The sequence below is a fragment of the Culturomica sp. genome (assembly GCF_003524185.1).
Taxonomy (GTDB): domain Bacteria; phylum Bacteroidota; class Bacteroidia; order Bacteroidales; family Marinifilaceae; genus Culturomica; species Culturomica massiliensis.
Genome location: NZ_DOED01000031.1, coordinates 101,717 through 126,789, shown reverse-complemented (window position 1 = coordinate 126,789; position 25,073 = coordinate 101,717). Strand labels below are relative to the sequence as shown.

The following is a 25,073-nucleotide window of genomic DNA, read 5'->3' as shown; positions in this document are numbered from 1 at the left end:
TAAAAGAAAAATGCAGGTAGGTATTATTGGAATCGGATTGATCGGAGGGTCGATGGCGATTGACTTGAAAAAACGAAAATTTGCAGACCGGATTGTCGGTGTGGAGAACGATCATTTGCACGCGACTGCTGCTTTGGAGATCGGTTTGGTAGATGAAATTGTTTCTTTGGAGGAATGTATTTCAGGAAGTGATATTATTGTTGTGGCCACTCCGGTAAGTGCTGCCATTCGTTTAATTCCCCGGATACTGGATAAAGTGGATAGGCAGGTGGTGACGGATGTGTGTTCGACGAAAGAAAAGATCAACGAGATCATTCATTATCATCCCAACCGGAAAAATTTTGTGGCGGCCCATCCGATGGCAGGAACGGAGTATTCCGGGCCTTGGGCGGCGCTTCCCGGTCTTTTCGACGGCAGAGCCGGTATTATTTGTAATGCAGAGGACTCCGACTTCAGGGCTGTTGAGTTGATTAAAAGCATGTACGATTGTCTGAATATGCGGATCATCTATATGAGAGCTGCTCACCATGATGTACATACGGCTTATGTTTCCCATATTTCCCATATATCTTCTTTTGCCTTGGCATTGACGGTGTTGGAAAAGGAAAAGAATGAGAAAAATATATTCGATCTGGCATCGGGGGGCTTTTCTTCGACTGTCCGGTTGGCAAAGAGTAATGCGGATATGTGGGCGCCGATATTTTCTCAAAATAAAGAGAATGTACTTACGGTATTGGATACTTATATTGAGAAATTGCAGGAATTTAAAAAACACATCGGTGAATACGATGAGGAAGGCGTGAAGAATTTGATTTACAATGCAAACAAGATAAAGCGGATTATTCGCTAAGGGGTAAAAATAACAAACACAATAACATAAAATTTATGGTAACTAAATTAGATTTAATCAAGGCAGATGAGTGGGGTATCTTCTCGGATGTGAAAAAACCGTTGATCATTGCCGGACCTTGTAGTGCGGAGAGTGAACAACAATTGTTCGAGACGGCTAAGGCGTTAAAAAATGCCGGAATAGAAGTTTTACGTGCCGGGATATGGAAGCCCCGGACCCGTCCGAATTGTTTTGAAGGAGTCGGGGCAGACGGTTTGATGTGGATGAGGCGGATACAACGTGAATTGGGCATGAAAACTTCGACGGAAGTGGCAAATGTAAAACATGTGTACGAAGCTTTGAAAGCTGGTGTGGATATGTTGTGGATCGGGGCACGTACGACGGCTAATCCTTTTGCTATGCAGGAGATTGCCGATGCATTGAAGGGTACGGATATCCCGGTGTTGGTGAAAAATCCGGTCAATCCCGACGTCGAATTGTGGATCGGTGCCTTGGAGCGCTTGAATATGGCCGGGTTGAAAAAGATAGGGGTGATTCACCGGGGATTTTCTACATACAATAAAGTAAAATATAGGAATATGCCTCAATGGCAGCTACCCATTGAGATCAAGCGTCGTTTCAAAGATATTTTGATGATTTGTGATCCGAGTCATATTTCCGGAAAAAGGGAATACATCCGTGAGGTTTCTCAGCAAGCGATGGATTTAGGATTTGACGGTTTGATCGTAGAATCTCATATTTGTCCTGAGATTGCATTGAGTGATGCCGCCCAGCAGGTCACGCCGGCTGCTCTGACTGAAATTATCTCCAGTCTGATTATTCGTGATCCGGATTCGGAAAATATGAATTACAGAGAGAATATAGATGAATTACGGGCTCGTATAGATGAGTTGGACGATGAATTGATCGAGATTCTTGGCCGTCGTATGAAGGTGTCAGAAGAGATCGGACATTATAAAAAACAAAATAACATTGCTATTTTGCAGACCGGACGTTGGGATAAGATTCTGGAAAAAGTATTCCGGAAAGGAGAAGAAAAAGGATTGAACAATGATTTTATGGAGAAAATATTCAAAGCCATTCACCAGGCTTCTATCGATAAACAAACCGATATTATGAATGCTGAATAAGCTTCTTAAATTGTAAATTAAAAGTCACAGGTCGAAGGTCGGGAGACGATCGGGCCTGTGACTTTTATATTGGCAAATCCATCAGAATGTGATTCCCAGGCCAACGCTGTATGGATGTAATTTAGGGCCTTTATCGGCTTTAAACATATTGGTCAGGGTGTAGCTGCCCCATACATTAACGCCTCTGTATCCGATACGCGCCACTACATCTGCTTTCACCGGCAACAGGTTGAAGTCGTCCGATACTTTTTCTTTTTTCTTATTTCCATTGCTGTTGTTATAAACGATCTTGGTTTTGGAATGCAGTCTTATGCCACCCATGACTCCTGCCGATACGTACATCTTATTCCTGTGTAAAGCCGGAAATTGCACTTCCATCAATAACGGTATGGTGAGGTAGAGGGTTTTAAATGAGTTCTTTTTTACTTTCCATTCCGGGTTGATTTCCTGGGGAACCAGTATGTTGTCGTCATTTACGGTTACGGTCCATTTTTTATTGTCAAAGCGAAGACGTTGGTATTCCAAACCTAAGCCGACGACAATACCGAAATTGTTACGGGGAACTAAGTTGATACTCTGTTGGAACACATTGAATTGCATAACAAAAGAATTCATATAGTCCAAGTCCATAAATCCATCTTCCGAGGCTGCATAATTTGAATAATCCGCATCGGCGAAATTGACGAAGCCGAAATTGAAGCCACACCAGTGACCGCTAAAACTGCGATGATAGCGGTTGTAACTGCGGTTGTTGCGTTTAAATCTGTTTTTTCCCAGGATCCGGATTTCCTCGTCCGATTCGCTGTATACGGTGGTGACCGTGTTATTTTTATTACGGACGATTCTGACTTTAACGTTTTTGGGGGAAGACGAATTGGTTTCCAGTAATTTCATTTCGTTGTCTTCCGGTAAATTTTCCCGTAGCGTTTCTTTCAGTTTCGTGGTATCTTTTTTCTGCCATAAATCTTTAATGATAACGGTGTCTCTTGCCGGTTCTGCAAAACTTTCAAGAGCAAATAGCACGATCAGAAGTAATAAAAAAGTTTTCATATTGTTTGTATTTCTAATGTTAATTCTTTTTCCTATGACGGATGAGCAAAACGATTTGTTACAGCTTGTTTTAAGGCAAGATGTTTTTATTTGTCCTTTCGGCCAGGTTTCTCCCGGTTGAAATTACGGATGTAATTATATTTCTTGTTTCGAAATTTGTAGACGAAGCTTTCCATTCCTGTGCCGATTCGTTCAATACAATTTCGGACGAGCCTAAAACCGGAGTCTGCGGAGTTTGTGTCTCTTCATTTTGCAGCTCGTTTATATTGACGCTTGTCAGTAAGGAAGGCGATAAAGAGACGGGATTGACGGTTTCTTTTTGCTGATAAACAGAAGGGGATATTGGCCTGAGCCTGACCGGTAAGACAATTGTTTTTACCGGTAACGGAGCAGGGGTATGCCGGATAATCTCTGCCGGCTCTATTTTCACTGCGTTGCCGGCTATGGGAAGAACGGTTTCCTGATCCGGCCGGGGATGAATCAGGAAACGTCCCATTGAAATCATAAGCATTACAATAGCTGCGGCAGCCGAGATGCGGATGATGAGTTTACCGTATGCCGGTTTATGGTAAAGGGCTTTCTTTTTCTCAAAGCGAATGTTTTTGTCCGGTTTTACTTTGAACTGGCGATAGGTATTTACCAGCTTTTGAAAATTCTGATCGGATTTCCTTTTTCCCAGTTGTTGGTTTTCTTCCGGTGTCAGTACTGTTTCGGCTGTTGCAATTGCGTAGTAATCGGGACATTCCTGTATCTCGGTTTTTTTCAATACGTTTTTTTTCCGGTAAATCAGAACCGGGGCTTTCAGTTTTGCCTTGTCTGTGTCTTCCAGCAATGCACTCAAATCCGGATTGAGCAGCAGGAATGTTTTTAATTCTGCTGCTTTTGCTTCGGAGAGCGTACCGTCGAGGTATTCAATGAAATATATTTCGTAATTTTTGCGGGTAATCATGGTTTTATATCACTAAATCCGGGGTACGGATAAATTCTTTCATAAAATTGCGTGCTCTGAAAATGTATACTTTTACCTGACTTTCGGTCAAATTGGTAATTTCTGCTATTTCTTTGTAGGAATAATCTTCATAGTCTCTCAGCAATACAACTGTTTTTTGGACCGGAGACAGGCGATCCAGGGCTTTTTCCAGTATCTGCTGTAAATCCGGTGTTTCTTCTTCATAAGTATATTGGCCGGTACAGATGTTTTCGATGTCCCCGTTCTTTTTTTCTCTTCGGAAAATATCGATCATTTTGCGATAGGATGTGGTAAACAGAAACGCTTTTGCTTTTTCGTACGTTATATCCCGGACATGTTCCCATAACGTCAGGTAGCTGTCCTGAACGATATCTTCGGCTAATTCCTTGTTACGGCAGGCTTTAAAAATAAAGCGGTACACGTCGTCTGAGAAATTGTCTACACTATTGTTGTATTCTGTTCGTGTCATCTCGTTAATGTGACGAACGAAGATAACGAAAAGTTACTTTTATTTTTAATTTGGTGTGGGATTGTCTTCCGGAAAGTAGATTGAATTAAAAAATATTTCCCGCTCCTTTTTTAAAATATCCAGGAGGCGTGTTTTTCCTCCTATCGTAATTTGATATACCATTTTATCCCTAAAAATAAAACGTTTGAAATATGTCATTTCATATTTATCTTTAATTATTGAATATTCAATTTCCTTGATGAGCATATTTTCATAAGGGATGGTTTGTTCGTTTTTTAAGATGGCAGATTCCATGTCTACCGAACCGTTTCTCAGCTGTTCGTATAAGGCAACGGCATTGGTTTGGTTCATTTCAACGGGTTGGTTGGAGAAATCGGAGCAAACGACACCGAATACGCAGGCAAGGTCTTTCGTTTGATAGATATCGGACGGAATTCCTTTGGTCGTGTTCTTTATATGCTGGGCCTTGTTGGGAAAAAGAAACGAGATGTGTTGCTTGGTCTGGATACGTTGCCAGCCGTTATTTTGTGGCAATAGGGTTGCCAGAAGCAGCATTAATTTTATAATCAGCATAGCTTGGATACGAGTTTAAATGTTATTTTTGCGGCAAACTTATGGAATAATCGTCTGGCATCAAAGTGAAGAGAGCCGGAAATAGTTGATTTTATGATGCTTTAACATTTTATTCCAGGATATAATTTAGGGTAATGATATGCAAATTGCAGGTAAAGAAATAGGTGACAGGCCTTTGATTCTGGCTCCGATGGAAGATATTACCAATCCTCCTTTCCGGAAGTTCTGTAAAAATTTCGGTGCAGATTGGCTGTATTCTGAATTCGTTTCTGCCGATGCTTTGGTGCGTTCTGTTCATAAGACGATAAAAAAGCTGACGATAGATGAAAGCGAACGTCCCGTGACGATTCAGATATACGGACGTTATGTCGATTCTATGGTGGAAGCGGCAAAGATTGTCGAGGAAGTACATCCCGATTTTATCGATCTGAATTTCGGTTGTCCGGTGAAACGGGTGGCCCAGAAGGGTGCCGGTGCCGGGTTATTGCGGGATATTCCGTTGATGATCGAAATGGCGGAAAAGATCGTAAAGGCTGTCCGGATACCTGTGACAGCAAAAACCCGTTTGGGTTGGGACAGCGAACATATTATCATCGAAGATATTGCGGAACGATTGCAGGATGCCGGCATCCGGGCTTTAGCGATACACGGGCGTACACGGGCTCAGATGTATACGGGGGAAGCGAATTGGGAACCCATAGCGCGGGTTAAGAACAATCCCCGTATTCGGATACCGATTATCGGTAACGGAGATATTACGACTCCCCAAAAGGCTGCAGAAGCATTTGATAAGTATGGTGTCGATGCTGTGATGATCGGACGGGCGACAATAGGCCGTCCTTGGATTTTCAAACAAATTCGTCATTATTTTGAAACCGGGGAAGTATTGCCCGACTTATCTGTGCAGGAACAGATCGCTATTATCAAGGAACAGATTTTACTCGCTGTCGACTGGATAGATGAGATACGTGGAATTTTACATATGCGCCGGCATATGGCGGCTATGTTTAAGGGACTTTCTCATTTCCGGGACTTGCGGATCGAAATGCTGAAAGCTGACTCTATAGAAGAATTATGGAGAATTTTCGATGAAATCGGAGAGAGATACGGTAGCTGATCTCTCTCCTCGGTTTTTATTTCTCTTTGAACGTAATCAATTTTATCTCTTTCCAGGGAATATAGGTGGGTATTCCTGTGTCCGGGAAGACCAGCATACCGCTGTTTTCGTTGTTGACATCGGGAGAGTCGCCTAAACTTAAACTTCCTCCTTTGGTCAACGTGACGAATGAATATTTGTAATTTTTGGGCTCGATAGAGCTGACAAATTTGAATGGTATTTCATAAATGATGTTGTCGTTGTTGCCGTCTAATATTTCGAAATTCATGGCTTCGTCCAAATCATAGGCCATATATCCGTTGTAGGTTTCACCTTTACGGGTTGTTACTTCTCCGTAAATCCGCTGGGGTTGCCCGAAGTCTTCGTAAGAAAGGATATTGATATCCTGAATATCCGTAGCTTCGAATATTTCGAAATTTTTCCACGGAATTGTGACCCGTCCGATATTGGGCATATTTACAATAATGCCTCTGTTTGCGGTGTTTACATCGTTCGTACCCCACATATCGTATTCTTTTCCGTTTTTTAGAACGACTTTACAACCGTTACCGTTTTTGGTGATCTTTTGTATCACTTCGAACGGTAAGTTACGGTACCCGTTCTGCGATTGTCCGTCTAATGTCGCTTCTGCCGTTTTTTCATCCTTATCCCAGGTTATAAAGCCTTTATAAATGCCCTGGTCTGTTTTTATAATACCGCAGATGGGTTGATTTTTTTCGGGGGCAATATTGTCGTTGTCCGGAGAACAAAATTCAACTTTTGTGATTTTATCCCACCTGATTGTAGCATAGGTATTGTCCGGAGAGTATATTCCGATGGCTGTTCCGATGTCGTTATAGTTGCCCCGGTTCAATTGGATGGTGTTACCGTCTTTTATTTCCAGTTCGGCTTTTGAATTGGAAAGGGGCTGTATGGATTTTATATTTCCGAACCGACATGAAAACAGATGTGTTGGCGGAATCGGAGAATCCTGGCCGTTATTGCGGAATATCAATCGTTCTTCCGATTTGAAGTAATGGGTATAAGGATTATTGGGTTTGTCGGCCCGGAACAGGTCGATCCAGTACATATTGCTTTTTCCCCATGTAATATATCCTGTATAGGTTAAATTATCAACCGTATATACATGTCCGTAAAGGCGGTAATTTTTACTCTGAGCCGCAGAAATGAACGGAAATACGAGAGCGAAGAAAATAATGATCTTTTTCATAAAATTTCAGGTTATTTTCTCAAATGACGAAGAGAATAAAGGAAAAGTTACAGGAGGTATGTAAATATTTTGCCGCACAACCGTGCGGCAAAATACATTTATTGCATATCAGTTAAAAAATCTGATGCTTAAGGGATATTGCCAGGTTGTGCCTTCGTTTGCTTTGATAGCACCGAGTATGATAAAAATAAGGCTACAGATTCCTATGGCAAATAGTAAAGGAATTCCGATCAGAAGCAGAATAAGGATTCCCGCTCCGATGCAATATATCAGACTGGAAATAATCCAATTCATTACGACTTTCCCATTGGCATCGATATAAGCGGAAGTGTCTTTGCGCGTTAACCAGAGAACGAGAGGCAATATCCATCCCAAACCGGGAATAATTATACCGGCTAATTGAGACAAATGGATAAACATGGCATATTGTCTCTCTTCGCTTGTAGGTGTGTTGATTTCCATAATTTGAATTATTTTTGATGATTATAGGGTTTCCAAAGCTTTTTTCAATCGTCTTAAAGTCTCCTCTTTGCCGATAACTTCGATGATGTCGAACATATGGGGACCTTTGGCTGCGCCTACGATTGCTACCCGGAACGGGTTCATTACTTTACCGAATCCCAGTTCCCGGGAGGTAATCCATTCCGAAATGATTTTTTCCGTATTGGAGAAAGAATAATCGTCGATTTTTTCAAGAATGGCGTATAATTCCTGCATTAACGGAACCGATTCTTCTTTCCAGTATTTTTTGGCGTCTTTTTCATTGTAGCTCTCAGGGGCTTTGAAAAAAAACAAGCTGTCGTTGTATATGTCTGTAACGAAATTGGCCCGTTCTTTCATCAGTCCGCATATTCTTTCTATTTTGGGCTGTTCTGCCTGGATTCCGTGGTTTTGCAGGATTTCATTTAAAATTCCGGCTAACTCGGAATCGGATTTGGTGATCAGATATTTGTGATTGAACCATTTGGCTTTTTCCGGGTCAAAACGGGAACCGGCTTTGTGAACTCTTTCCAGAGAAAAGGCCTGACATAGTTCTTCCATAGAGAAAATTTCCTGATCGGTTCCGTCATTCCAGCCGAGAAGGGCCAACATGTTGATAAAAGCTTCGGGGAAATAACCGTCTTCTTTGTAACCGTGCCATATCTCTCCGGTTTCCGGGTCTGTAAATTGCATCGGAAATACGGGGAAGCCCATTTTATTTCCGTCTCTTTTGCTTAGTTTTCCGTTTCCGACCGGTTTCAGAATCAGCGGTAAATGCGCAAATTCCGGCATGACGTTTTCCCAACCGAAACTACGGTATAAAAGTACATGCAAGGGAAGGGAAGGAAGCCATTCTTCACCCCGGATAACGTGGGTTATTTTCATTAAATAGTCGTCGACGACGTTTGCCAGATGATAAGTCGGCATTCCGTCCGATTTGAACAATACTTTGTCATCGAGTAGGGAGGTATTGAATTTTACTTCGCCCCGGATGATGTCTTTTAAATGCAATTCTTCATGATCCGGCATTTTGAACCGGATAACATAAGGCATGCCGGATTCCAGTAATTTTTGAACTTCTCCGGTTTCCATGTTTAAAGAATTACGGAGATTTTTTCTGCTCTGGGCGTTGTAAATAAAGGTTTCTCCTTTTGTTTCGCAGGCTTTGCGGCAGGCTTCCAGTTCCTCCGGTGTGTCGAAAGAATAATAGGCATTTCCGGACTCGACTAACTGAAGTGCATACTGTTTGTAAAGTGCCTTTCTTTCACTTTGACGGTACGGACCGTATTCACCGCCTACACTGACCCCTTCGTCAATTTTGAGACCGCACCATTCCAACGATTTTATGATGTATTCTTCCGCACCCGGAACATAACGGGTTTGATCCGTATCTTCTATACGGAGCAAGAAATCTCCTCCGTTATGACGTGCAAACAGATAGTTAAAAAGAGCTGTTCTGACTCCGCCTAAATGGAGAGCCCCGGTTGGGCTGGGGGCGAATCTGACTCTGACTTTTCTTTCCATTATGATTTTGTGTTTGAATATAAGTTTTCAGATTTCCGGATTTTCGGGAATATCTTGTGTATTTGTTTTTTGATTTTTCAAAATGTTTTGGAACAGGTCTTTAGCGTATTCGATGGCTTTACGGATAGCTGTATCTTTGGATTGAATACCGCTGAGAATCGGTTCGGCGTGGTTAAATGGCTTGTCGGGATCGTCTGTCAGTAAATAGACGGTATATTTCCCGTTTTTTCCGTTTTTGGTTTTACTGACCAGACCTATCCAAATGTCAACAGAATCTTTACCGAGATATATCGTTCGTTTTACTTTGTACATCGTATCGAAAATTTATTTGTCCTGACGCTTTCCGGTGTTTTTGAAATTCATAATCGTTACTGCTACAGCCAGACTTAACATAGCAAAGATATTGATGTATACCGCAGTGCGGTCGGTTGTAGCCAGTAGCGTAAATGCACTGGAAATCATAATTAGGAAAGCGGCTAATATGATGAGTAAGCGTACTGTTTTCATGATTTTAAGTGTTTAAATGTGGCGAATGTGTTTGAAAATAATTTAAATTAACGCTCGTCGCCGTCATTCTCCGGTATTTTCCATGCAATTCCTGACCGGGGTGGCATATATTTCCAGAAAAATATTGTTGAGCAAAGAGCGGTTTCCTTCGATCCGATCGACTTTTTGAGTCATGATCCGGATGAAATTTTCTTTCTCTTTTTCGTTATAAAACCGGGTGTACTTATTTACCGAGTGAAGTAAATCGTAAGCGATGTAATTATTCGGCCACAGTTTGAAATTCTTATAGATTTTGGTATTTATCAATTGGGCCAGTGCGTTTAAGCGTTCACCGTTTGAAGGAAGACCGGCTATTGTTTCCAGTTCTGTCGTGATCGGTTTGTCAATACCAAAATTGATTCTGCCTTTATAAACCCCGAGTCCTGTCTGCATACTGCGCATATCTTCTTCCGGTGTTTTAACGTACTCACTCACCGTTTTGGTATACAATTCGTTCGTTTTCAAGTCGTCGCAAGGTTCCCATTCGTATGAGATGGAAACCGGAACGATTCTCAATTCTTTGAAATTTTCTACAAAATCCTTCGGGCCGCTCATTTTAAACATTTTCAGCAGGCTCGGCTGGGTTTTGTCGTCGCCGTTTTTGGTGCGTCCTTCCCGTTGGGCAATCCAGATGGAATTTTTCCCTTCCAGAATCGTACCCCGGATATATTTGGAACGCAGGGCAGAGCTGACGATCATTTCTCTGACCGGAATATCTCTTTCGATGATAAAGCAGGAATTCAGCTTGACAAGGTCTGTAACCCATTCATTTACCAATAGATTACTCCCGATGGCAGCTTGTGTGTATTTTAAGCCCTTATTCCGCAGAATCAGGTTTAAAATAGCTGAGTCGAGGATGATATCCCGGTGATTGGATATAAACAGGTAAGATGTATCGGGCTGGAGGTTTTCCAGCCCGGTAACTGTAACTCCGTCTGAAGTATTGTTAATAACGGCTTGAATAGCCGGTCCAAAAAATTTGCTTTGAAATTCTTCAGGAGTGTGTATACTCCGGAGAAATGCAATAATTGTTTCCGGCTTGATTTTTGTCAATCCACTGAATACTGCCAGAAATTCTTCAGAATTACTTAATCGTTCAGTAGCAGCTGTAATCTCATTACCTGTATAAGGTCTGATTGTATCAAATTCCAAATCCGTTATCATATTTTGTTATCTAAAAATGACAGCTTAATTTTGCTGCAAAGATAGAAAAATAATCCGTTATGCTTTTTTTGCGCCCGGATATTCTTTCAAAGCGACAGCCAGCGTTTCCATCGCTTTTTTCAGATCACTGATTTTTAAAACATAAGCGATTCTGACTTCATCTTTTCCTAAACCCGGAGTGTGATAAAATCCGTCAGCCGGCGCAAGCATAACCGTTTGCCCGTTATAGCTGAAGTCTTCCAACAGCCATTGAGCAAATTTTTCTGCATCGTCTACGGGCAGACGTACAATGGAATAGAATGCGCCTTTGGGAGTCGGGCAAATAACGCCCGGTATCTTATTCAATGCGTTTACCATGAAGTTTCGTCTTTCAATATACTCATTGTAAACGTTTGCGAAATATTCATCGGTTGTATCTAATGAAGCTTCTGCAGCAATTTGCCCCAGTGCGGGAGGACATAGACGTGCCATTCCGAATTTAAGGGCGATTGACAAAATTTCATGATTGCGGGTAATGATAGCCCCGACACGAATACCGCATTCGCTGTAACGCTTGGACATGGAATCGAAAAGAATCGTATTTTGTTCGATCCCTTTTAAGTTCATGACTGAAAAATGTTTTAATCCGTCGTAGCAATACCGGCGGTATACTTCGTCCGAATACAAATATAAATCATATTTTTTAACAATCTTCGCCAGCTCTTCCAGCTCTTCCTGGGTATATAAATAACCGGTTGGGTTGTTGGGGTTAATGATAACGATTCCTTTTGTTTTAGGCGTTATTTGTTTTTCTATTTCACTGATCGGAGGCAGAGCAAATCCGTTTTCTATGGTGGAAGTCACTGTTTTCACTTTTACCCCGCACATAATGGCAAAAGCCGTGTAGTTTGCGTAAAAGGGTTCCGGAATGATAATTTCGTCTCCGGGATTGAGGGTACTCATAAAAGCAAATAAAATAGCTTCCGATCCGCCGGTCGTGATCAGTATATCTTCTTCATGGATGTGGATCCCTAAATGCTGATAATAGCCGGCTAATTTTACTTTAAGCGAAGGATTGCCTCCGGAAGGCGTGTACTCGATAACGGATAATTTCATTTCTCTTACGGCTTGTAAGGCGATAGGAGGGGTTTCGATATCCGGTTGTCCGATATTCAAGTGATATACTTTGATTCCTTTGTTTTTAGCCTGATCGGCATAGGGGACCAACTTACGGATTGGTGAAGCGGGTATCACTTTACCCATTTCTGAAATTTGTGGCATTTTGTTAGGTTTATTATAGTTAGACGTTAAAAGTGGTGTCAAGATATAATAAAAATTCGTGAAATGAAGAAAAATGATAGAAATATTAAATATCCCTTTAAATACAATTGCGCAGTTAATATTATTTAAAATTATAAAATATTATTCGCACTACATGCCGGCCTTATTTTTCAGTTTAGGAATATCAAGAAGTTTTATTTTTCGTTTTTTGGCATCGACCAAACCTTCGTTTCTATATTCCGATAAAAGTCGTATGACGGTTTCGGTTGCCGTCCCGACAAAATTACCCAGGTCTTCCCGGGAAATATTTAATTTGAGGGTTCCGTCTTCTTCTATCCCGAAGTCGTTTGCCATCATGAGTAATATTTCTGCCAACCGTTCTTTGACGGATTTTTGGGCAATGTCTTTGATATAACGGTTGGATTCTCCGAGTTCTTTACAAGCGATTTGCATGAGTTCGTATGCAAAATCGGAATTGGTTTTGATGAGTTGTAAAAGTGTATTTTCTGGAATAAAATAAAGAATTGCGTCTGAAAGAACTTTAACGGAAGTACATGCTTTCTCTTTGAGGATGACTGAGCGGAAGCCGAAAAAATCACCTTCTTTTTCAAATTTGATGATTTGTTCTTTTCCTTCATATCCGGTTTGAAAAATTTTGATGATTCCGTTATAGACGAAATAACAGCCTTTCATCCGGGCTCCTTCCGAGTAAACGATACTTCCTTTTTTATAAAATTGCACAAACTCGTCGCTGAACAGTAAGTTCAACTCGTCTTGGGAAAGATTTCTAAATGTCCGGCTGAATTTTTCGCGGCACTCTTGTTGATCCGGTAATCTTATTTCATCTTTCATTGTGCGTGTTGTCTGTCGGATATTTTAATTTAACATCTTTTGAAGTCTGTCATAGATACTTTCTTCGTCATAACCGCATAGTTTACGAAGTTGTTGTTGACTGCCGTGTTCGATGAATTGGTCGGGTATACCCAATCTGCTTACTTGTGCATGGTAATGATGGTCCGCCATAAATTCGAGTACGGCACTTCCCAGACCGCCTGTAACGGTTCCGTCCTCAATAGTCATTACTTTTGTAAATTTCCGGAATATCGTATGTAACAATTCTTCATCCAATGGTTTTAGGAAACGGATATCGTATAAAGCAATGCTGTTTTCCGGACATTTGCCGATGGCTTTTTCTGCTGCAATTGCTGCGGTCCCGATGGTTATAACCGCTATTTGATTGCCTTCGATGAGGCAGCTTCCTTTACCTATTTCCACTTCTTCCAGGGGAGTCTGCCAGTGCTGCATGGAGCCGTTTCCTCTTGGATACCGGATAACAAAAGGACCTTTGTCCGGTAATTGGGCCGTATACATCATGTTGCGTAACTCCTGTTCGTTACGGGGTGCGGCTATCGTTATTCCGGGTACACAACGGAAATAAGCCAGGTCAAATGCGCCGTGGTGGGTAGCTCCGTCCGAGCCTACAAGTCCGCTACGGTCCAGACAGAGGACAACATTCAACCCCTGAAGAGCTACGTCATGAATAACTTGATCGTAAGCTCTTTGCATGAAAGAAGAGTAAATGTTACAATAGGGGATCAGGCCCTTCGCTGCCAATCCGGCTGAAAATGTCACGGCATGTTGTTCCGCTATACCGACATCAAAGCAACGGTCCGGCATTTCTTTCATCATGATATTCAGAGAGCAACCGGTAGGCATAGCAGGGGTGATTCCTACGATTTTTGGATTTTTACGGGCAAGTTCCAGCAAGGTATGTCCGAAAACATCCTGAAATTTAGGTGTCAAAGGCGGATTCTCATGTATCAGTTCTCCGGTCAGTTTGTTGTATTTTCCGGGAGCGTGCCAGGTTGTTTTGTCTGCTTCTGCCTGTTGAAAGCCCTTTCCTTTGACTGTGATACAATGTAAGAGTTTGGGGCCTTTTATTTTTTGGAGATCCCGTAATATTTTTACCAGATGGTTGACATCGTGTCCGTCTACCGGACCGAAATACCGGAGTCCCATGGCTTCAAACAGATTACTCTGTTTCAACAGGATGGACTTTATACTGTTATCGATGTTTTGTATGAAACGACGCATTCCCGGACTGATCCGGTTGAATTTTCCCAGTATATGCCATACGTCGTTTTTGAGTTTATTGTAGGTTTTGGACGTGGCAACATCCAGCAGATAGTCGTTTAAGCCTCCGACATTCGGGTCGATGGCCATATTGTTGTCATTGAGAATAATCAATAGGTTGTTTTTGTGAACCCCTGCGTTATTCAATGCTTCGAAAGCCATTCCGCCTGTCATTGATCCGTCTCCGATCACAGCTACGGATTGGCGGCCTTCTTCTCCGTTGAGATCTGCCGCTATGGCCATTCCTAAAGCCGCGGAAATGGAAGTTGAAGAATGTCCTGTTCCAAAAGAATCGTATTCGCTTTCGGACATCTTGGGAAATCCGCTGATCCCTCCCAGTTGACGCTTGTTTTTGAATTGTTCTTTTCTGCCGGTAAGGATTTTATGGGCGTAAGACTGATGTCCGACATCCCAGATCAGATTGTCGTAGGGCGTATTCAAAACGTAGTGTAAAGCGACTGTTAGTTCTACGACCCCAAGGCTGGCTCCTAAATGTCCCGGATTTTCCGCACAATCGTCTATAATCTTCCGGCGGATTTCATTACATAATTGAATGAGAGCATCCTCCGGTACTTTTTTCAGGTCTTCGGGTGTGTTTATTTTATCCAGTATATCCATAACCTTCAGTAGGCATAACAATCGTAATCAAAAAGAAAAAAATCGGAAAGTCCTACCCTTCATATACTACTGTGCCTATTTCTTCCCCATCCATCAGTTTTTTCAGGTTGCCTTCGACATCCATATTGAAAACGACGATCGGAAGGTGATTTTCCTTACACATTGTCGTAGCCGTTAAATCCATAACTTTTAAACCTTTGTTGTATATTTCATCATAGGTGATCCGGTCAAATTTTACAGCTGTCGGATCTTTTTCCGGGTCTGCCGTATAAATACCGTCTACACGGGTCCCTTTCAACATGGCGTCGGCTTCGATTTCGATCGCCCGCAGACTGCTTCCGGTGTCTGTTGTAAAATAAGGATTTCCCGTACCGGCGCTGAACAGGGTGACATAACCCTGTTCGAGGTATTCCACTGCTTTACTTTTCGCATAAAACTCTCCGATGGGTTCCATACGAATGGCTGTCAACACCCGGTTTTTACAACCTTCGTTGTCCAACGCGGAGCTAAGTGCCAGCGCATTGATTACCGTAGCTAACATACCCATGCTGTCTCCTTTTACCCGGTCGAATCCTTTTTTTGAACCGCTTAATCCCCTGAAAATATTTCCACCTCCGATCACGATCCCGATTTGTACGCCCATATCAGCAATTTCTTTGATCTGGCGTGCATAACTTTCAACACATTTTACGTCAATTCCGTATTTTTGGTTGCCCATTAAAGATTCACCGCTTAGCTTTAATAAAATACGTTTATATTTCATATCTTTGTACTTTATTTTGTAAAATAACTTCTTTATTGCTCCTGATCTTCGCTAAAATTTAGTGAGTTGGATAAAAGCAGAGCAAAGCTAATTAATTTTGTGTTATTCTTTGACGAAATGAATGTAAATTTTAAATATGAATAAATCTGCAAATTATAAATTGACCATTATTGTACCGGTCTATAATGAGGAAGGAAATATAAGGCGTTTGGAAGCGGAGTTGACTCATTTTTTACAGATTTCCAAGATTCCGGCTTGTGTCCTTTTTGTAAACGACGGTTCAACCGATGGAAGTAAATCTTTGATGGAGCAGGTTTGTACAAAAAATAAGGATTTTTTCTTTTTGAATCTTGAAAAGAACGGAGGATTGAGTGCTGCGATGAAGGCTGGAATCGACAATACTTATTCCGATTATGTCGGTTATATCGATGCCGATTTGCAAACTTCTCCCGAGGATTTTAATCTTTTAATCGACCATCTCGGAGCGTATGAGATGGTGATGGGTATCCGGACCGGCAGGAAGGACAGTTTTGTAAAGAATATGTCTTCCAGGATCGCCAACGGTTTCCGGAGAGCGATGACTCATGACGGTGTCGAAGATACGGGATGCCCTTTGAAGATCCTGAAGACGGATTATGCCAAACGCATTCCTTTTTTTACCGGGATGCATCGTTTTTTACCTGCCCTTATCCAACTGCAACACGGGCGTGTTAAACAGGTACCGGTGAGACATTTCCCGCGTATTGCCGGAAAATCCAAATATCACCTTTGGAATCGTCTGGCCGGTCCGTTTAAAGATTGTTTCGCCTACCGTTGGATGAAAAAACGTTATATTAACTATATTGTCGCCGATTCCAATCTGAATTAGTCTTTTTATGATATATATCATCGGTTTTTTGGCACAACTCCTGTTTTCGGCGCGTTTGTTGCTGCAATGGATTATGTCTGAAAGGGCTAAAAAAGTCGTTTCTCCTTCTATTTTTTGGAAACTGAGCCTGATCGGAGCCTGGCTGTTATTTATTTACGGATGGCTGCGGGATGATTTTGCGATCATTCTCGGGCAGTTGATCTCTTATTATATCTATATCTGGAACCTGGATAAAAAAGAGAGCTGGCGGAAAGTACCTTTTGGAATCCGTTATATTATTTTACTTACTCCGGTTGCCGCTCTTTTTTATATGGTAAAAGATATTCCGGCTTTTGTCGATCAATTTTTCAGAAATGAAGATATCCCTTTGGGAGTATTGATTTTCGGCTCAATGGGACAGATTATTTTTACACTGCGTTTTGTTTATCAATGGCTGTATTCCCGGCGGAAAAATGAGTCGATGCTGCCGTTGGGATTCTGGCTGATCAGCCTGAGCGGTTCTTTAATCATTGTCGCCTATGCTCTTTACCGGCGTGATCCGGTGTTGATTTTGGGGCAATCTACCGGACTGATCGTGTATTGCCGGAATATATACATATTGAAAAAATCGAAAAGCTGATCTTTATTTTTTGATTTCCGGTTTTGTTATGAGTATTTATATACACGTCCCGTTTTGCAGGAGTAAATGTTTTTATTGTGGTTTTTACTCTGTGGCTTCGTTGAGTTTCAAGGAAGCTTATCTAAGTGCATTGTGCCGGGAAATCGGCTTGAGGACAAATTATTTACCGCGAAAGGAGATACGTACGCTTTATTTCGGAGGAGGGACACCTTCTTATCTGGCATTGGCCGATCTGGAGAAAATCGTGGAAAAATTGTCGGGTCATTATTCTTTTCATCCGGAAGCAGAGCGGACGATTGAAATAAATCCGGAAGATGCCGGCCCCGACAAATTGAAAGGTTTGCGTCAACTCGGCTTTAACCGGTTGAGTATAGGTGTTCAGACTTTCCGGGAGGATGCTTTGAAACGGATAAATCGTACACATACGGCAAAAATGGCGGTTGAAAGTGTGGAAAATGCCCTGAAGGCCGGTTTCAGTAATGTAAGTATTGATCTGATTCTCGGCTTGCCGGGCTGTGGTCCGGAAGACCTGGAACGTGATCTGCGGAGAGCCGTTGAACTGCCGGTTACTCATCTGTCGGTTTATATGTTGAGTGTCGACCCGGGGTCCGTTTTTGAAAAGCAGTTGGCCAAAGGCGGATTTGCCGGAGCTTCTGACGATCTGTTAGCCGGATATTACCGGATGGCTGTCCAGATATTGCGGGACAATGGATTTGAACATTATGAAATATCCAATTTTGCCCGAAAGCAGAAATATGCCGTGCACAATATGAATTATTGGCAGCAAAAACCCTACATCGGTTTCGGGCCTGCGGCTCATTCTTACGATCTGACTTCTCGACAATGGAATATTGCTCATGTAAAATCTTATATAGAAAGTTTAAATAATAATTGTTTAAACTTTGAACGAGAGGAATTAAATAAAGTTGATTTGTATAATGAATATATTATGACCAGCTTGCGGACAATGTGGGGTGCGGACCTTTGTTTGCTGGAAAACGTGTATGGCATTTATTGGGCTTTGCAACAGGGGAAGGTAGAGGATTATATTCAAAAGGGACTTATGAGGAAAGAGCGGGGAAAATTGATGCTGACGGAAGGCGGTTGGTTGTTGTCCGACTCTGTTTTTAGCGATTTATTTGTCGTTTAATGTTTAAATGGATTGTTTTTTTGTCGTTTTGGCTGTTTTTCTTTACTTTTGCAAGTTCATAAGTCCGTTGACTTATTTGATTTTTCGTAGATTCTTTGTGTACAGATACTTGAAGTGTTGAAATGCATAATTAATTTTGAACAATTACTTAATAAAATAGTTGGGTTTTAACAGAGACTGTCAGGACTAGTTGTGTTGTGACGGTTGTAACTTGAAATGAAATGGAAACAAAAAAAACGTCTGTAAAAGAATTGTTGCAGTCCGGAGAGTGCAACAAAGAAGTTGAGATTAAGGGATGGGTAAGAACCAAACGGGGTAATAAACAGGTGAATTTTATCGCGTTGAATGACGGTTCCACGATTAATAATATACAGATTGTTGTTGATATGAATCGTTTCCCGGAGGAACTTATGAAAAAAGTGACTACGGGAGCAGCTATATGTGTGAGAGGGTTGTTGGTGGAGAGTGCAGGGGCCGGACAAGCTCATGAGATTCAGGCTGAAGAGTTGACGGTTTTAGGGGAAGCCGATCCTGAAAAATTCCCGATACAACCGAAAAAACATTCTTTGGAATTTCTGCGCGAGGTTGCTCATTTGAGATTCCGCACGAATATTTTCGGAGCCGTTTTTCGTATTCGTCATGCCATGGCTTTTGCGATTCATCAGTATTTCAATGATCACGGTTTTTATTATTTGCATACGCCGTTGATTACGGCATCGGATTGTGAGGGTGCCGGAGAAATGTTTCGTGTAACTACGTTGGATTTGAAAAATCCGCCTTTAAGAGAAGATGGGGAAATCGATTTTAAACAGGATTTTTTCGGTAAATCAACGAACCTGACTGTGAGCGGTCAATTGGAAGGCGAGTTGGGGGCTATGGCATTGGGCAAGATTTATACATTCGGTCCGACATTCCGGGCTGAAAATTCCAATACGACGCGTCATTTGTCTGAATTTTGGATGATTGAGCCGGAAATGGCTTTTTATGATTTGACAGACAATATGGATCTGGCTGAAGATTTCCTGAAATATCTGATCCGTTATGCGCTCGAGCATTGTATGGACGATTTGAAATTTTTGAGTGCCCGTCAGCAGGATGAAGAAAAGGATAAGAAAGCAGAAGAGCGTTCGATGGAATTGATTGAAAAACTGAATTTTGTTCTGACTCATGATTTTGAACGGGTTACCTATACGGATGCCATTGATATTCTGAAAAACAGTAAGCCGAATAAGAATGGTAAATTCCAATATCCGGTTGAGGGATGGGGTGTTGATTTACAGAGTGAGCATGAACGCTATCTGGTGGAGAAACATTTTAAGAAGCCGGTTATTTTGACCGGTTATCCCAAAGAGATAAAAGCATTCTATATGAAACAGAATCCGGATGGAAAGACGGTTGCTGCCATGGATGTTTTGTTCCCGGGAATCGGAGAGATTATCGGTGGTTCTCAACGGGAAGAAAATTACGATAAATTGGTTGCCCGTATGCAGGAAGTGGACATCCCGGTTGACAGTATGTCTTACTATCTGGATACCCGCCGTTTCGGATCGGCCGTACACAGTGGCTTCGGATTGGGCTTTGAGCGTCTTTTACTGTTTGTGACAGGAATGGGAAATATCCGGGATGTGATACCTTTTCCGCGTACTCCGAAAAACGCTGAATTTTAATGTAAATTGAGAGAAGATAAAAGAGAAACCTCTTTTATCTTCTGTTTATATTTTAAATACTATGGCATTAAAGCAGAATTTACAACAAAAGCTGGGGTTGAAGATAAATCCGCTTCAGATTCAGTTGATAAAACTGCTGGAACTGCCTACCTTTCAGTTGGAACAACGTATTAAAGAGGAATTGGAGTCGAATCCTTTGCTGGAAGAAGGGGGAGAAGAGCCGGAACTGGAATATGCCGAGACCGAGAATGAATTTGAAAGTCAGGAGGAGGGCCAGGAGGATAATGACGATGATTTTACTTTGGAAGATTACTTGTCGGACGATGACGATACCCCGGATTATAAGCTGAATGTTTCGAACGCATCGAAAGACGAAGATGCCAAAGACTTCATATTTTCCCAGGGAACAACTTTTCGGGAAAGCCTTATCGATCAGCTAGGGGTACGGAGCCTGTCGGAATTGCAGCGGAAAGTCGCCGAATATATTATCGGTAATATCGACGATGACGGTTATTTGCGACGTGATGTCGAGAATATTGTGGATGATCTCGCTTTTGGTGCCGGAATTGAAGTTTCGGAAAAAGAAGTCGGGAATTTGCTGAAAATAATCCAGGAGTTTGAACCTGTTGGAGTGGGAGCCCGGGATTTGCAGGAGTGCCTGCTGTTGCAAATCCGTCATAAGTTGCAGGAAAATCCGGAAAATAGAGTTATACAGAATGCGGAGAAAATTTTGGAGGAATGTTTTGAAGAATTTTCCCGCAAACATTATGAGAAAATACAACGCCGGTTGCGTCTTCCGGAAACGGAATTGAAAGAAGCGATAGAAGAAATTCTCAAATTAAATCCGAAACCCGGGGGGACTAACGGAGCCGATTCTTCTTTCGAGCGGAATGCAGATAAGGTCATTCCTGATTTTACACTGGATTTAGTGGATGGAGAGTTGCAGCTGAGCTTGAATACCGGCCATTTGCCCGAATTGCGGATCAATCGTTCTTATTTGGATATATTGGATGACTATCAAAAAGGGCAAAGTTCTAAAGATAAGAAAGATGTTGTCAATTTTGTAAAGTATAAATTGAACTCTGCAAAATCGTTTATCGATGCTGTGGAACAGCGGAATAATACTTTGATGTTGACAATGACGGCAATTATTCAGTTTCAGCGGCCTTTTTTTCTTACCGGAGATGAAAGTTTATTGAAGCCGATGATCCTGCGGGATATAGCTGATGTGACAGGCCTGGATGTCTCTACGATATCGCGGGTTTCCAATTCGAAGTATGTACAAACGTGGTTCGGTATATATGCCCTGAAAGATTTTTTTACCGGGAGTATGCAGATGGAGAGCGGAGAAGAAGTAAGTACCGGAGAACTGAAAAATGTGTTGAAAAGTATTATTGACCAGGAGGATAAAAGGAAACCTTTGACAGATGACGAATTGGTCGATATGATGAACGAAAGAGGCTATCAGATAGCCCGGCGCACAATAGCTAAATACAGGCAGATGCTCGATATCCCGGTAGCCCGTTTAAGACGTGAAATATAAATTAATAGTGACCCGTTTATGAAAATAATAGCACAAGGTATCTCTTATCTTTTTCATCCTTTGTTGATTCCTCTTTACGGGTTGTTTCTGATTTTTAATTCGAATTCTGTATTTTCTTTGATACCGGAGAAAGTTCGTCTTTATTGCTACGGTATGACGTTTATTACTTTATTCCTTGTGCCTTTGTTAAGTATGCTGGTGTTTAAGAAATTTAAATTAATCACTAGTTTTGATTTGGAATTGAAGCAGGAACGTATCTATCCGGTGCTGGTTACGATTTTTTCGGCTTTTCTGGGGTTCTATCTGATCGGAATGGTGCCTTATACGAATATCGTGCAGCAGTTGTATCTGGTGTTGATTATTATGCTTTCGGCTTTTTCAATTATTACTATGCGCTGGAAGATCAGTATGCATATGACGGCTGCCGGAGCCGTTTGCGGGTTTGTCTCTGTATTGGGATTGAAGTATTTGGGGGATGTACGACCGTTATTGATGCTGACCTTATTTGTTTCAGGTGCATTGGCTACTTGCCGGCTATATTTGAAAAAACATAATCCGGCACAAATTTATGCCGGATTTTTCTTCGGATTGGTATTTGTGGTTTGTATCCTCTATTAAACTTTAAATATCCTTGCGGTATCTGTCTATTGTATCGTTATTGGCCGGAGTTGCCGGGATATAGAATCCAGATGTCCTGACGATCGGTAATTTCCCGGTATTTGTCCCTTTGTATCTGGGCTTCTTCCAATGTACTGAAACTTTCGATACTTACCCGTAATCTGCCTTTTGCTTCAATAATTTCTGCGGGGTATCCTTTGTCTTTCAGCCCGTTTGTCAGTTTTTCTGCTTTGGGACGGTCGGCTAAAGGATAGCTTGCCACGATAATATAATATTGTGATTTACGATCGGCTAACCGCTGATTTTTTGGGGCAATATTTTGATTGGCCCGGGCATTTTCTTCCGGAATATTATTTTTAAGCGTGCTTGTGTTCTGCCCTTCTGTATTTCGCATCACCGTGACATTCGTCAATTGTTTCGGATCCATTTTTTTCGTCTGGCATCCGGCCAATAAACACACACACACAAGTATTGTAAATGTTTTGTACATCTATTTGATGGTTAATAAATTACACCCAAAATTTTTATCGGGAAACGGATTTGTCATCTGTTTACAAAGCTATTGTATCGGCTTAATTATTCAGTTTATACATCCATGTTTTTTCTTTCCCTTTTTCCTGCCTCAGTTCTTTTAATGCTTCCAGGGCTTCTTTTCTGGTGGCATAACCGTTGTAAGATACCAGATAAAGATTTTCGAAATAAGGAATAAGCTTTGAATCAAACCCTTCTTTTTGGAGTTTATCGCACAATTTATCGGCTAATTCTTTATATTCGAAACATCCTGCAATTAAAAAGTAATGTTGCACTTCATTTTTTACCGGCTTTACTGTTTCGATCTTTTCAACTACCGGTGCCGGTTTTATTGTATCTTCTACCATAGGAGCCGGAGCTGGTTCCGGTGCCGGTTGCTTTTTTTCTTTACAAGAGAGAACCGAACAGATCAGGCATACTGTAATAAAAGCGAGGATTGTTTTCATTGGTCGTAATTTTGGCAATATGTGTTAATTATCTTCCTTGTACGCATAAAAGTACTATACGTCACAAATTTAGTAAAAAAATTACTTATTATTTGTCGGGATAAGTTAATTTTGTTCCCGTAAGAGCGGATTTATTAAAAATACCTATGGAAATGAGAAAATATGGTGTATTCTTTTTGTGTTGTTTGTTTTTCGCAGGATGTGAAAAAAAGGATCCGAATGTCGTTTCGGTAGAAACGAATTTGGGAACGATAAAAGTACGTTTGTACGATGAGACCCCGGTTCACCGGGATAATTTTTTAAAGTTAGTCAAAGAGAGGTATTACGAGGGAATTCTTTTCCATCGGGTGATTCCGGATTTTGTCATTCAGGCCGGTGATCCCGATTCCAGAAATGCCCGTCCGGGAATGATCTTGGGTGCCAATGGCATAAACTACCAGTTGGAGGCGGAAATCGTACCCCGGTATTTTCATCGGAGGGGAGTTTTAGCTGCTGCCCGGGAAGGAGATAACGTAAATCCCGAAAGAAAATCCAGTGGTTCTCACTTTTATATTGTTCAGGGAAAAGTATTTCAACCCGCTGAATTGGACTCTTTGGTGGATCGCATTAATAATAAGAGGCATCAGGCTCTTTTCGAGCGTTTGCAGCAATACCGGGCTCCGGAGATACGGGCCTATGAGTTGGAAAAAGATTATCAGACCCTTGAAAAGATAAATAAGGAATTGTCGGAGGAAACCCGCAAATTATTCGAAAAAGAAAAGTTGGTATTGACGGAAGAACAGCGGAAGGCCTATACCACTGTCGGAGGCATTCCTCATTTGGATGGAGCTTATACGGTATTTGGAGAAGTCATCGAAGGTATGGATGTCGTGGATAAAATTACGGCTTTAAAGACGGACGGCAATAATCGTCCCTTGAAAGATGTTGTTATTTTAAAAATGGAATAGTAATGAAGAAGTTTCTGTTTGTATCAATGGTATTTTTGTTGGTGGTTTTTTCGGCTTTCGGAGCAAAATACAAATGTGTGGTGTTTAAGACAAACCTGGGAGATATAAAATTGAGGTTGTATGCCGATACGCCGAAACATGCCGGGAATTTTTTGAAATTGGCGAAGGAAGGTCATTACGATAGCCTGCTTTTCCATCGGGTGATTCCGGAGTTTATGATACAGGGAGGATCCTCCGATTCCAAAAATGCGGCTCCGGGAAAAATGTTGGGTCAAGGGAAGATCGGGTATACGATTGAACCGGAAATTCTTCAGACCCATTTTCATAAAAAGGGAGCTTTATGCGCTGCCCGGTTGGGAGATGAGGTGAATCCCGGAAAATTATCTTCAGGTGAGCAGTTTTATATTGTTGTCGGAAAAGTATATACCGAAGAGGAGTTAACGCGGATGGAGGCAGAGAAACTCCGGAAAGAGAAAAATAAATTGGGCCATAAGTTGTTCCAGCCGAAAATGGAAGAGTACCGGAATTATTTGCAGACCGATCAACGGGAAAAAGCGGATAGTCTGATTCAATCTATAAACCAGAAAATAGAAGAAGAATTTGAAAACTACCAGGGTAATAAAATTTCACCCGATGCCCGTAGTATTTACGAAACGATCGGCGGTACTCCGTTTCTGGATGGGGAGTATACGGTTTTCGGAGAAGTCATCGAAGGTATGGATATCGTCGAGAAGATTGCTGCACAAAAGACAGATGCCCGCGATCGTCCGTTAGAAGATATCTTGATTTTGGAAACGAAAATTACGCGTAAATAGTAAGAACGGGGA

Annotated in this window: 27 protein-coding genes; 11 read left to right on the top strand and 16 right to left on the bottom strand. The window is 41.6% G+C overall.

What is annotated here, in order from left to right; all coding sequences use genetic code 11:
• Positions 1-10: 10 nt before the first annotated feature.
• Positions 11-850 carry a prephenate dehydrogenase gene (locus tag DD657_RS10790; protein ID WP_021987752.1) on the top strand — a complete coding sequence of 280 codons (840 nt, stop codon included), beginning with the start codon at positions 11-13 and terminating at the stop codon, positions 848-850.
• Positions 851-885: 35 nt separating this feature from the next.
• A complete protein-coding gene (locus tag DD657_RS10785; RefSeq protein ID WP_021987753.1) occupies positions 886-1,980 on the top strand; it encodes a bifunctional 3-deoxy-7-phosphoheptulonate synthase/chorismate mutase type II in 1,095 nt (364 codons plus the stop codon).
• Positions 1,981-2,061: 81 nt separating this feature from the next.
• Here the strand turns inward: DD657_RS10785 and DD657_RS10780 are convergent, their stop codons facing one another.
• From DD657_RS10780 to DD657_RS10765, 4 genes are all read right to left on the bottom strand, one after another.
• Positions 2,062-3,030 carry an outer membrane beta-barrel protein gene (locus DD657_RS10780; RefSeq protein ID WP_021987754.1) on the bottom strand — a complete coding sequence of 323 codons (969 nt, stop codon included), beginning with the start codon at positions 3,028-3,030 and terminating at the stop codon, positions 2,062-2,064.
• 70 nt (positions 3,031-3,100) lie between these two features.
• On the bottom strand, positions 3,101-3,979 hold the full coding sequence (locus DD657_RS10775; RefSeq protein WP_021987755.1) for a hypothetical protein: 879 nt from the start codon (positions 3,977-3,979) through the stop codon (positions 3,101-3,103).
• Positions 3,980-3,983: 4 nt separating this feature from the next.
• Positions 3,984-4,469 (bottom strand): RNA polymerase sigma factor, encoded by a 486-nt coding sequence (locus DD657_RS10770; protein WP_021987756.1) that lies wholly within the window; start codon positions 4,467-4,469, stop codon positions 3,984-3,986.
• Positions 4,470-4,514: 45 nt separating this feature from the next.
• Positions 4,515-5,042, bottom strand: coding sequence for a hypothetical protein (locus DD657_RS10765; RefSeq protein ID WP_021987757.1), 528 nt, complete (start codon positions 5,040-5,042; stop codon positions 4,515-4,517).
• A 139-nt stretch (positions 5,043-5,181) separates the two neighbouring features.
• Between DD657_RS10765 and dusB the strand changes: the two genes are divergently transcribed.
• A complete protein-coding gene (dusB, locus tag DD657_RS10760) occupies positions 5,182-6,159 on the top strand; it encodes a tRNA dihydrouridine synthase DusB (RefSeq protein ID WP_021987758.1) in 978 nt (325 codons plus the stop codon).
• Between the two features lie 16 nt (positions 6,160-6,175).
• On the opposite strand, the gene DD657_RS10755 is transcribed toward dusB, so the two are convergent.
• The 10 genes from DD657_RS10755 to pyrH all read right to left on the bottom strand — a co-directional run bounded on the left by DD657_RS10755 (position 6,176) and on the right by pyrH (position 15,857).
• Positions 6,176-7,369 carry a hypothetical protein gene (locus DD657_RS10755; protein ID WP_287049844.1) on the bottom strand — a complete coding sequence of 398 codons (1,194 nt, stop codon included), beginning with the start codon at positions 7,367-7,369 and terminating at the stop codon, positions 6,176-6,178.
• A 108-nt stretch (positions 7,370-7,477) separates the two neighbouring features.
• Complete coding sequence (locus DD657_RS10750; RefSeq protein WP_021987760.1) at positions 7,478-7,831, bottom strand: DUF4870 domain-containing protein; 354 nt, start codon at positions 7,829-7,831, stop codon at positions 7,478-7,480.
• 21 nt (positions 7,832-7,852) lie between these two features.
• A complete protein-coding gene (gltX, locus tag DD657_RS10745) occupies positions 7,853-9,373 on the bottom strand; it encodes a glutamate--tRNA ligase (protein ID WP_021987761.1) in 1,521 nt (506 codons plus the stop codon).
• 27 nt (positions 9,374-9,400) lie between these two features.
• A complete protein-coding gene (locus tag DD657_RS10740) occupies positions 9,401-9,685 on the bottom strand; it encodes a hypothetical protein (protein WP_021987762.1) in 285 nt (94 codons plus the stop codon).
• 12 nt (positions 9,686-9,697) lie between these two features.
• Entirely contained in the window at positions 9,698-9,880 is a 183-nt protein-coding gene (locus DD657_RS10735) for a hypothetical protein (protein ID WP_021987763.1), read from the bottom strand.
• 63 nt (positions 9,881-9,943) lie between these two features.
• The gene (locus DD657_RS10730; protein ID WP_021987764.1) at positions 9,944-11,083 is read right to left on the bottom strand and encodes a 1-acyl-sn-glycerol-3-phosphate acyltransferase; all 1,140 of its coding nucleotides are present in this window, start codon (positions 11,081-11,083) and stop codon (positions 9,944-9,946) included.
• Between the two features lie 57 nt (positions 11,084-11,140).
• Positions 11,141-12,343, bottom strand: coding sequence for a pyridoxal phosphate-dependent aminotransferase (locus tag DD657_RS10725; RefSeq protein ID WP_021987765.1), 1,203 nt, complete (start codon positions 12,341-12,343; stop codon positions 11,141-11,143).
• A 150-nt stretch (positions 12,344-12,493) separates the two neighbouring features.
• On the bottom strand, positions 12,494-13,195 hold the full coding sequence (locus tag DD657_RS10720) for a Crp/Fnr family transcriptional regulator (RefSeq protein ID WP_021987766.1): 702 nt from the start codon (positions 13,193-13,195) through the stop codon (positions 12,494-12,496).
• A gap of 24 nt (positions 13,196-13,219) precedes the next feature.
• A complete protein-coding gene (dxs, locus tag DD657_RS10715) occupies positions 13,220-15,094 on the bottom strand; it encodes a 1-deoxy-D-xylulose-5-phosphate synthase (RefSeq protein WP_021987767.1) in 1,875 nt (624 codons plus the stop codon).
• A gap of 52 nt (positions 15,095-15,146) precedes the next feature.
• Positions 15,147-15,857: a UMP kinase gene (pyrH, locus tag DD657_RS10710; protein ID WP_021987768.1), complete on the bottom strand. Its 711-nt coding sequence runs from the start codon at positions 15,855-15,857 to the stop codon at positions 15,147-15,149.
• A 136-nt stretch (positions 15,858-15,993) separates the two neighbouring features.
• On the opposite strand from pyrH, the gene DD657_RS10705 reads away from it, so the two are divergent.
• The 6 genes from DD657_RS10705 (at position 15,994) to DD657_RS10680 (ending at position 22,322) form a co-directional block, all read left to right on the top strand.
• Positions 15,994-16,725 (top strand): glycosyltransferase, encoded by a 732-nt coding sequence (locus DD657_RS10705; RefSeq protein ID WP_021987769.1) that lies wholly within the window; start codon positions 15,994-15,996, stop codon positions 16,723-16,725.
• Between the two features lie 7 nt (positions 16,726-16,732).
• Positions 16,733-17,344, top strand: coding sequence for a lipid-A-disaccharide synthase N-terminal domain-containing protein (locus DD657_RS10700; RefSeq protein ID WP_287049843.1), 612 nt, complete (start codon positions 16,733-16,735; stop codon positions 17,342-17,344).
• A gap of 28 nt (positions 17,345-17,372) precedes the next feature.
• Complete coding sequence (gene hemW / locus DD657_RS10695) at positions 17,373-18,494, top strand: radical SAM family heme chaperone HemW (protein ID WP_287049842.1); 1,122 nt, start codon at positions 17,373-17,375, stop codon at positions 18,492-18,494.
• A gap of 221 nt (positions 18,495-18,715) precedes the next feature.
• Positions 18,716-20,161: an asparagine--tRNA ligase gene (asnS, locus tag DD657_RS10690; protein ID WP_021987772.1), complete on the top strand. Its 1,446-nt coding sequence runs from the start codon at positions 18,716-18,718 to the stop codon at positions 20,159-20,161.
• A gap of 61 nt (positions 20,162-20,222) precedes the next feature.
• The gene (gene rpoN / locus DD657_RS10685; protein ID WP_021987773.1) at positions 20,223-21,704 is read left to right on the top strand and encodes an RNA polymerase factor sigma-54; all 1,482 of its coding nucleotides are present in this window, start codon (positions 20,223-20,225) and stop codon (positions 21,702-21,704) included.
• Between the two features lie 18 nt (positions 21,705-21,722).
• Positions 21,723-22,322 carry a hypothetical protein gene (locus tag DD657_RS10680; RefSeq protein WP_068691420.1) on the top strand — a complete coding sequence of 200 codons (600 nt, stop codon included), beginning with the start codon at positions 21,723-21,725 and terminating at the stop codon, positions 22,320-22,322.
• A gap of 37 nt (positions 22,323-22,359) precedes the next feature.
• On the opposite strand, the gene DD657_RS10675 is transcribed toward DD657_RS10680, so the two are convergent.
• Both DD657_RS10675 and DD657_RS10670 read right to left on the bottom strand, forming a co-directional pair.
• Complete coding sequence (locus DD657_RS10675) at positions 22,360-22,812, bottom strand: SPOR domain-containing protein (RefSeq protein ID WP_021987775.1); 453 nt, start codon at positions 22,810-22,812, stop codon at positions 22,360-22,362.
• Positions 22,813-22,894: 82 nt separating this feature from the next.
• On the bottom strand, positions 22,895-23,299 hold the full coding sequence (locus DD657_RS10670) for an SPOR domain-containing protein (protein ID WP_021987776.1): 405 nt from the start codon (positions 23,297-23,299) through the stop codon (positions 22,895-22,897).
• Positions 23,300-23,451: 152 nt separating this feature from the next.
• Here DD657_RS10670 and DD657_RS10665 point away from each other — a divergent pair, with 152 nt between their 5' ends.
• The gene (locus DD657_RS10665; RefSeq protein WP_021987777.1) at positions 23,452-24,246 is read left to right on the top strand and encodes a peptidylprolyl isomerase; all 795 of its coding nucleotides are present in this window, start codon (positions 23,452-23,454) and stop codon (positions 24,244-24,246) included.
• A gap of 2 nt (positions 24,247-24,248) precedes the next feature.
• Complete coding sequence (locus tag DD657_RS10660) at positions 24,249-25,061, top strand: peptidylprolyl isomerase (protein ID WP_021987778.1); 813 nt, start codon at positions 24,249-24,251, stop codon at positions 25,059-25,061.
• Positions 25,062-25,073 lie beyond the last annotated feature (12 nt).

Bases quoted from the DNA above. Each gene is read 5' to 3' on its own strand.
- DD657_RS10730 (WP_021987764.1), bottom strand. From the start codon at position 11,083: ATGATAACGGATTTGGAATTTGATACAATCAGACCTTATACAGGTAAT.
- dxs (WP_021987767.1), bottom strand. From the start codon at position 15,094: ATGGATATACTGGATAAAATAAACACACCCGAAGACCTGAAAAAAGTA.
- DD657_RS10680 (WP_068691420.1), top strand. From the start codon at position 21,723: ATGAAAATAATAGCACAAGGTATCTCTTATCTTTTTCATCCTTTGTTG.
- DD657_RS10675 (WP_021987775.1), bottom strand. From the start codon at position 22,812: ATGTACAAAACATTTACAATACTTGTGTGTGTGTGTTTATTGGCCGGA.
- gltX (WP_021987761.1), bottom strand. From the start codon at position 9,373: ATGGAAAGAAAAGTCAGAGTCAGATTCGCCCCCAGCCCAACCGGGGCT.
- DD657_RS10750 (WP_021987760.1), bottom strand. From the start codon at position 7,831: ATGGAAATCAACACACCTACAAGCGAAGAGAGACAATATGCCATGTTT.
- DD657_RS10770 (WP_021987756.1), bottom strand. From the start codon at position 4,469: ATGACACGAACAGAATACAACAATAGTGTAGACAATTTCTCAGACGAC.
- DD657_RS10665 (WP_021987777.1), top strand. From the start codon at position 23,452: ATGAGAAAATATGGTGTATTCTTTTTGTGTTGTTTGTTTTTCGCAGGA.
- DD657_RS10775 (WP_021987755.1), bottom strand. From the start codon at position 3,979: ATGATTACCCGCAAAAATTACGAAATATATTTCATTGAATACCTCGAC.
- DD657_RS10785 (WP_021987753.1), top strand. From the start codon at position 886: ATGGTAACTAAATTAGATTTAATCAAGGCAGATGAGTGGGGTATCTTC.
- DD657_RS10725 (WP_021987765.1), bottom strand. From the start codon at position 12,343: ATGCCACAAATTTCAGAAATGGGTAAAGTGATACCCGCTTCACCAATC.
- hemW (WP_287049842.1), top strand. From the start codon at position 17,373: ATGAGTATTTATATACACGTCCCGTTTTGCAGGAGTAAATGTTTTTAT.
- rpoN (WP_021987773.1), top strand. From the start codon at position 20,223: ATGGCATTAAAGCAGAATTTACAACAAAAGCTGGGGTTGAAGATAAAT.
- DD657_RS10780 (WP_021987754.1), bottom strand. From the start codon at position 3,030: ATGAAAACTTTTTTATTACTTCTGATCGTGCTATTTGCTCTTGAAAGT.
- DD657_RS10670 (WP_021987776.1), bottom strand. From the start codon at position 23,299: ATGAAAACAATCCTCGCTTTTATTACAGTATGCCTGATCTGTTCGGTT.
- asnS (WP_021987772.1), top strand. From the start codon at position 18,716: ATGGAAACAAAAAAAACGTCTGTAAAAGAATTGTTGCAGTCCGGAGAG.
- dusB (WP_021987758.1), top strand. From the start codon at position 5,182: ATGCAAATTGCAGGTAAAGAAATAGGTGACAGGCCTTTGATTCTGGCT.
- DD657_RS10705 (WP_021987769.1), top strand. From the start codon at position 15,994: ATGAATAAATCTGCAAATTATAAATTGACCATTATTGTACCGGTCTAT.
- DD657_RS10740 (WP_021987762.1), bottom strand. From the start codon at position 9,685: ATGTACAAAGTAAAACGAACGATATATCTCGGTAAAGATTCTGTTGAC.
- DD657_RS10660 (WP_021987778.1), top strand. From the start codon at position 24,249: ATGAAGAAGTTTCTGTTTGTATCAATGGTATTTTTGTTGGTGGTTTTT.
- DD657_RS10735 (WP_021987763.1), bottom strand. From the start codon at position 9,880: ATGAAAACAGTACGCTTACTCATCATATTAGCCGCTTTCCTAATTATG.
- pyrH (WP_021987768.1), bottom strand. From the start codon at position 15,857: ATGAAATATAAACGTATTTTATTAAAGCTAAGCGGTGAATCTTTAATG.
- DD657_RS10755 (WP_287049844.1), bottom strand. From the start codon at position 7,369: ATGAAAAAGATCATTATTTTCTTCGCTCTCGTATTTCCGTTCATTTCT.
- DD657_RS10765 (WP_021987757.1), bottom strand. From the start codon at position 5,042: ATGCTGATTATAAAATTAATGCTGCTTCTGGCAACCCTATTGCCACAA.
- DD657_RS10700 (WP_287049843.1), top strand. From the start codon at position 16,733: ATGATATATATCATCGGTTTTTTGGCACAACTCCTGTTTTCGGCGCGT.
- DD657_RS10720 (WP_021987766.1), bottom strand. From the start codon at position 13,195: ATGAAAGATGAAATAAGATTACCGGATCAACAAGAGTGCCGCGAAAAA.
- DD657_RS10790 (WP_021987752.1), top strand. From the start codon at position 11: ATGCAGGTAGGTATTATTGGAATCGGATTGATCGGAGGGTCGATGGCG.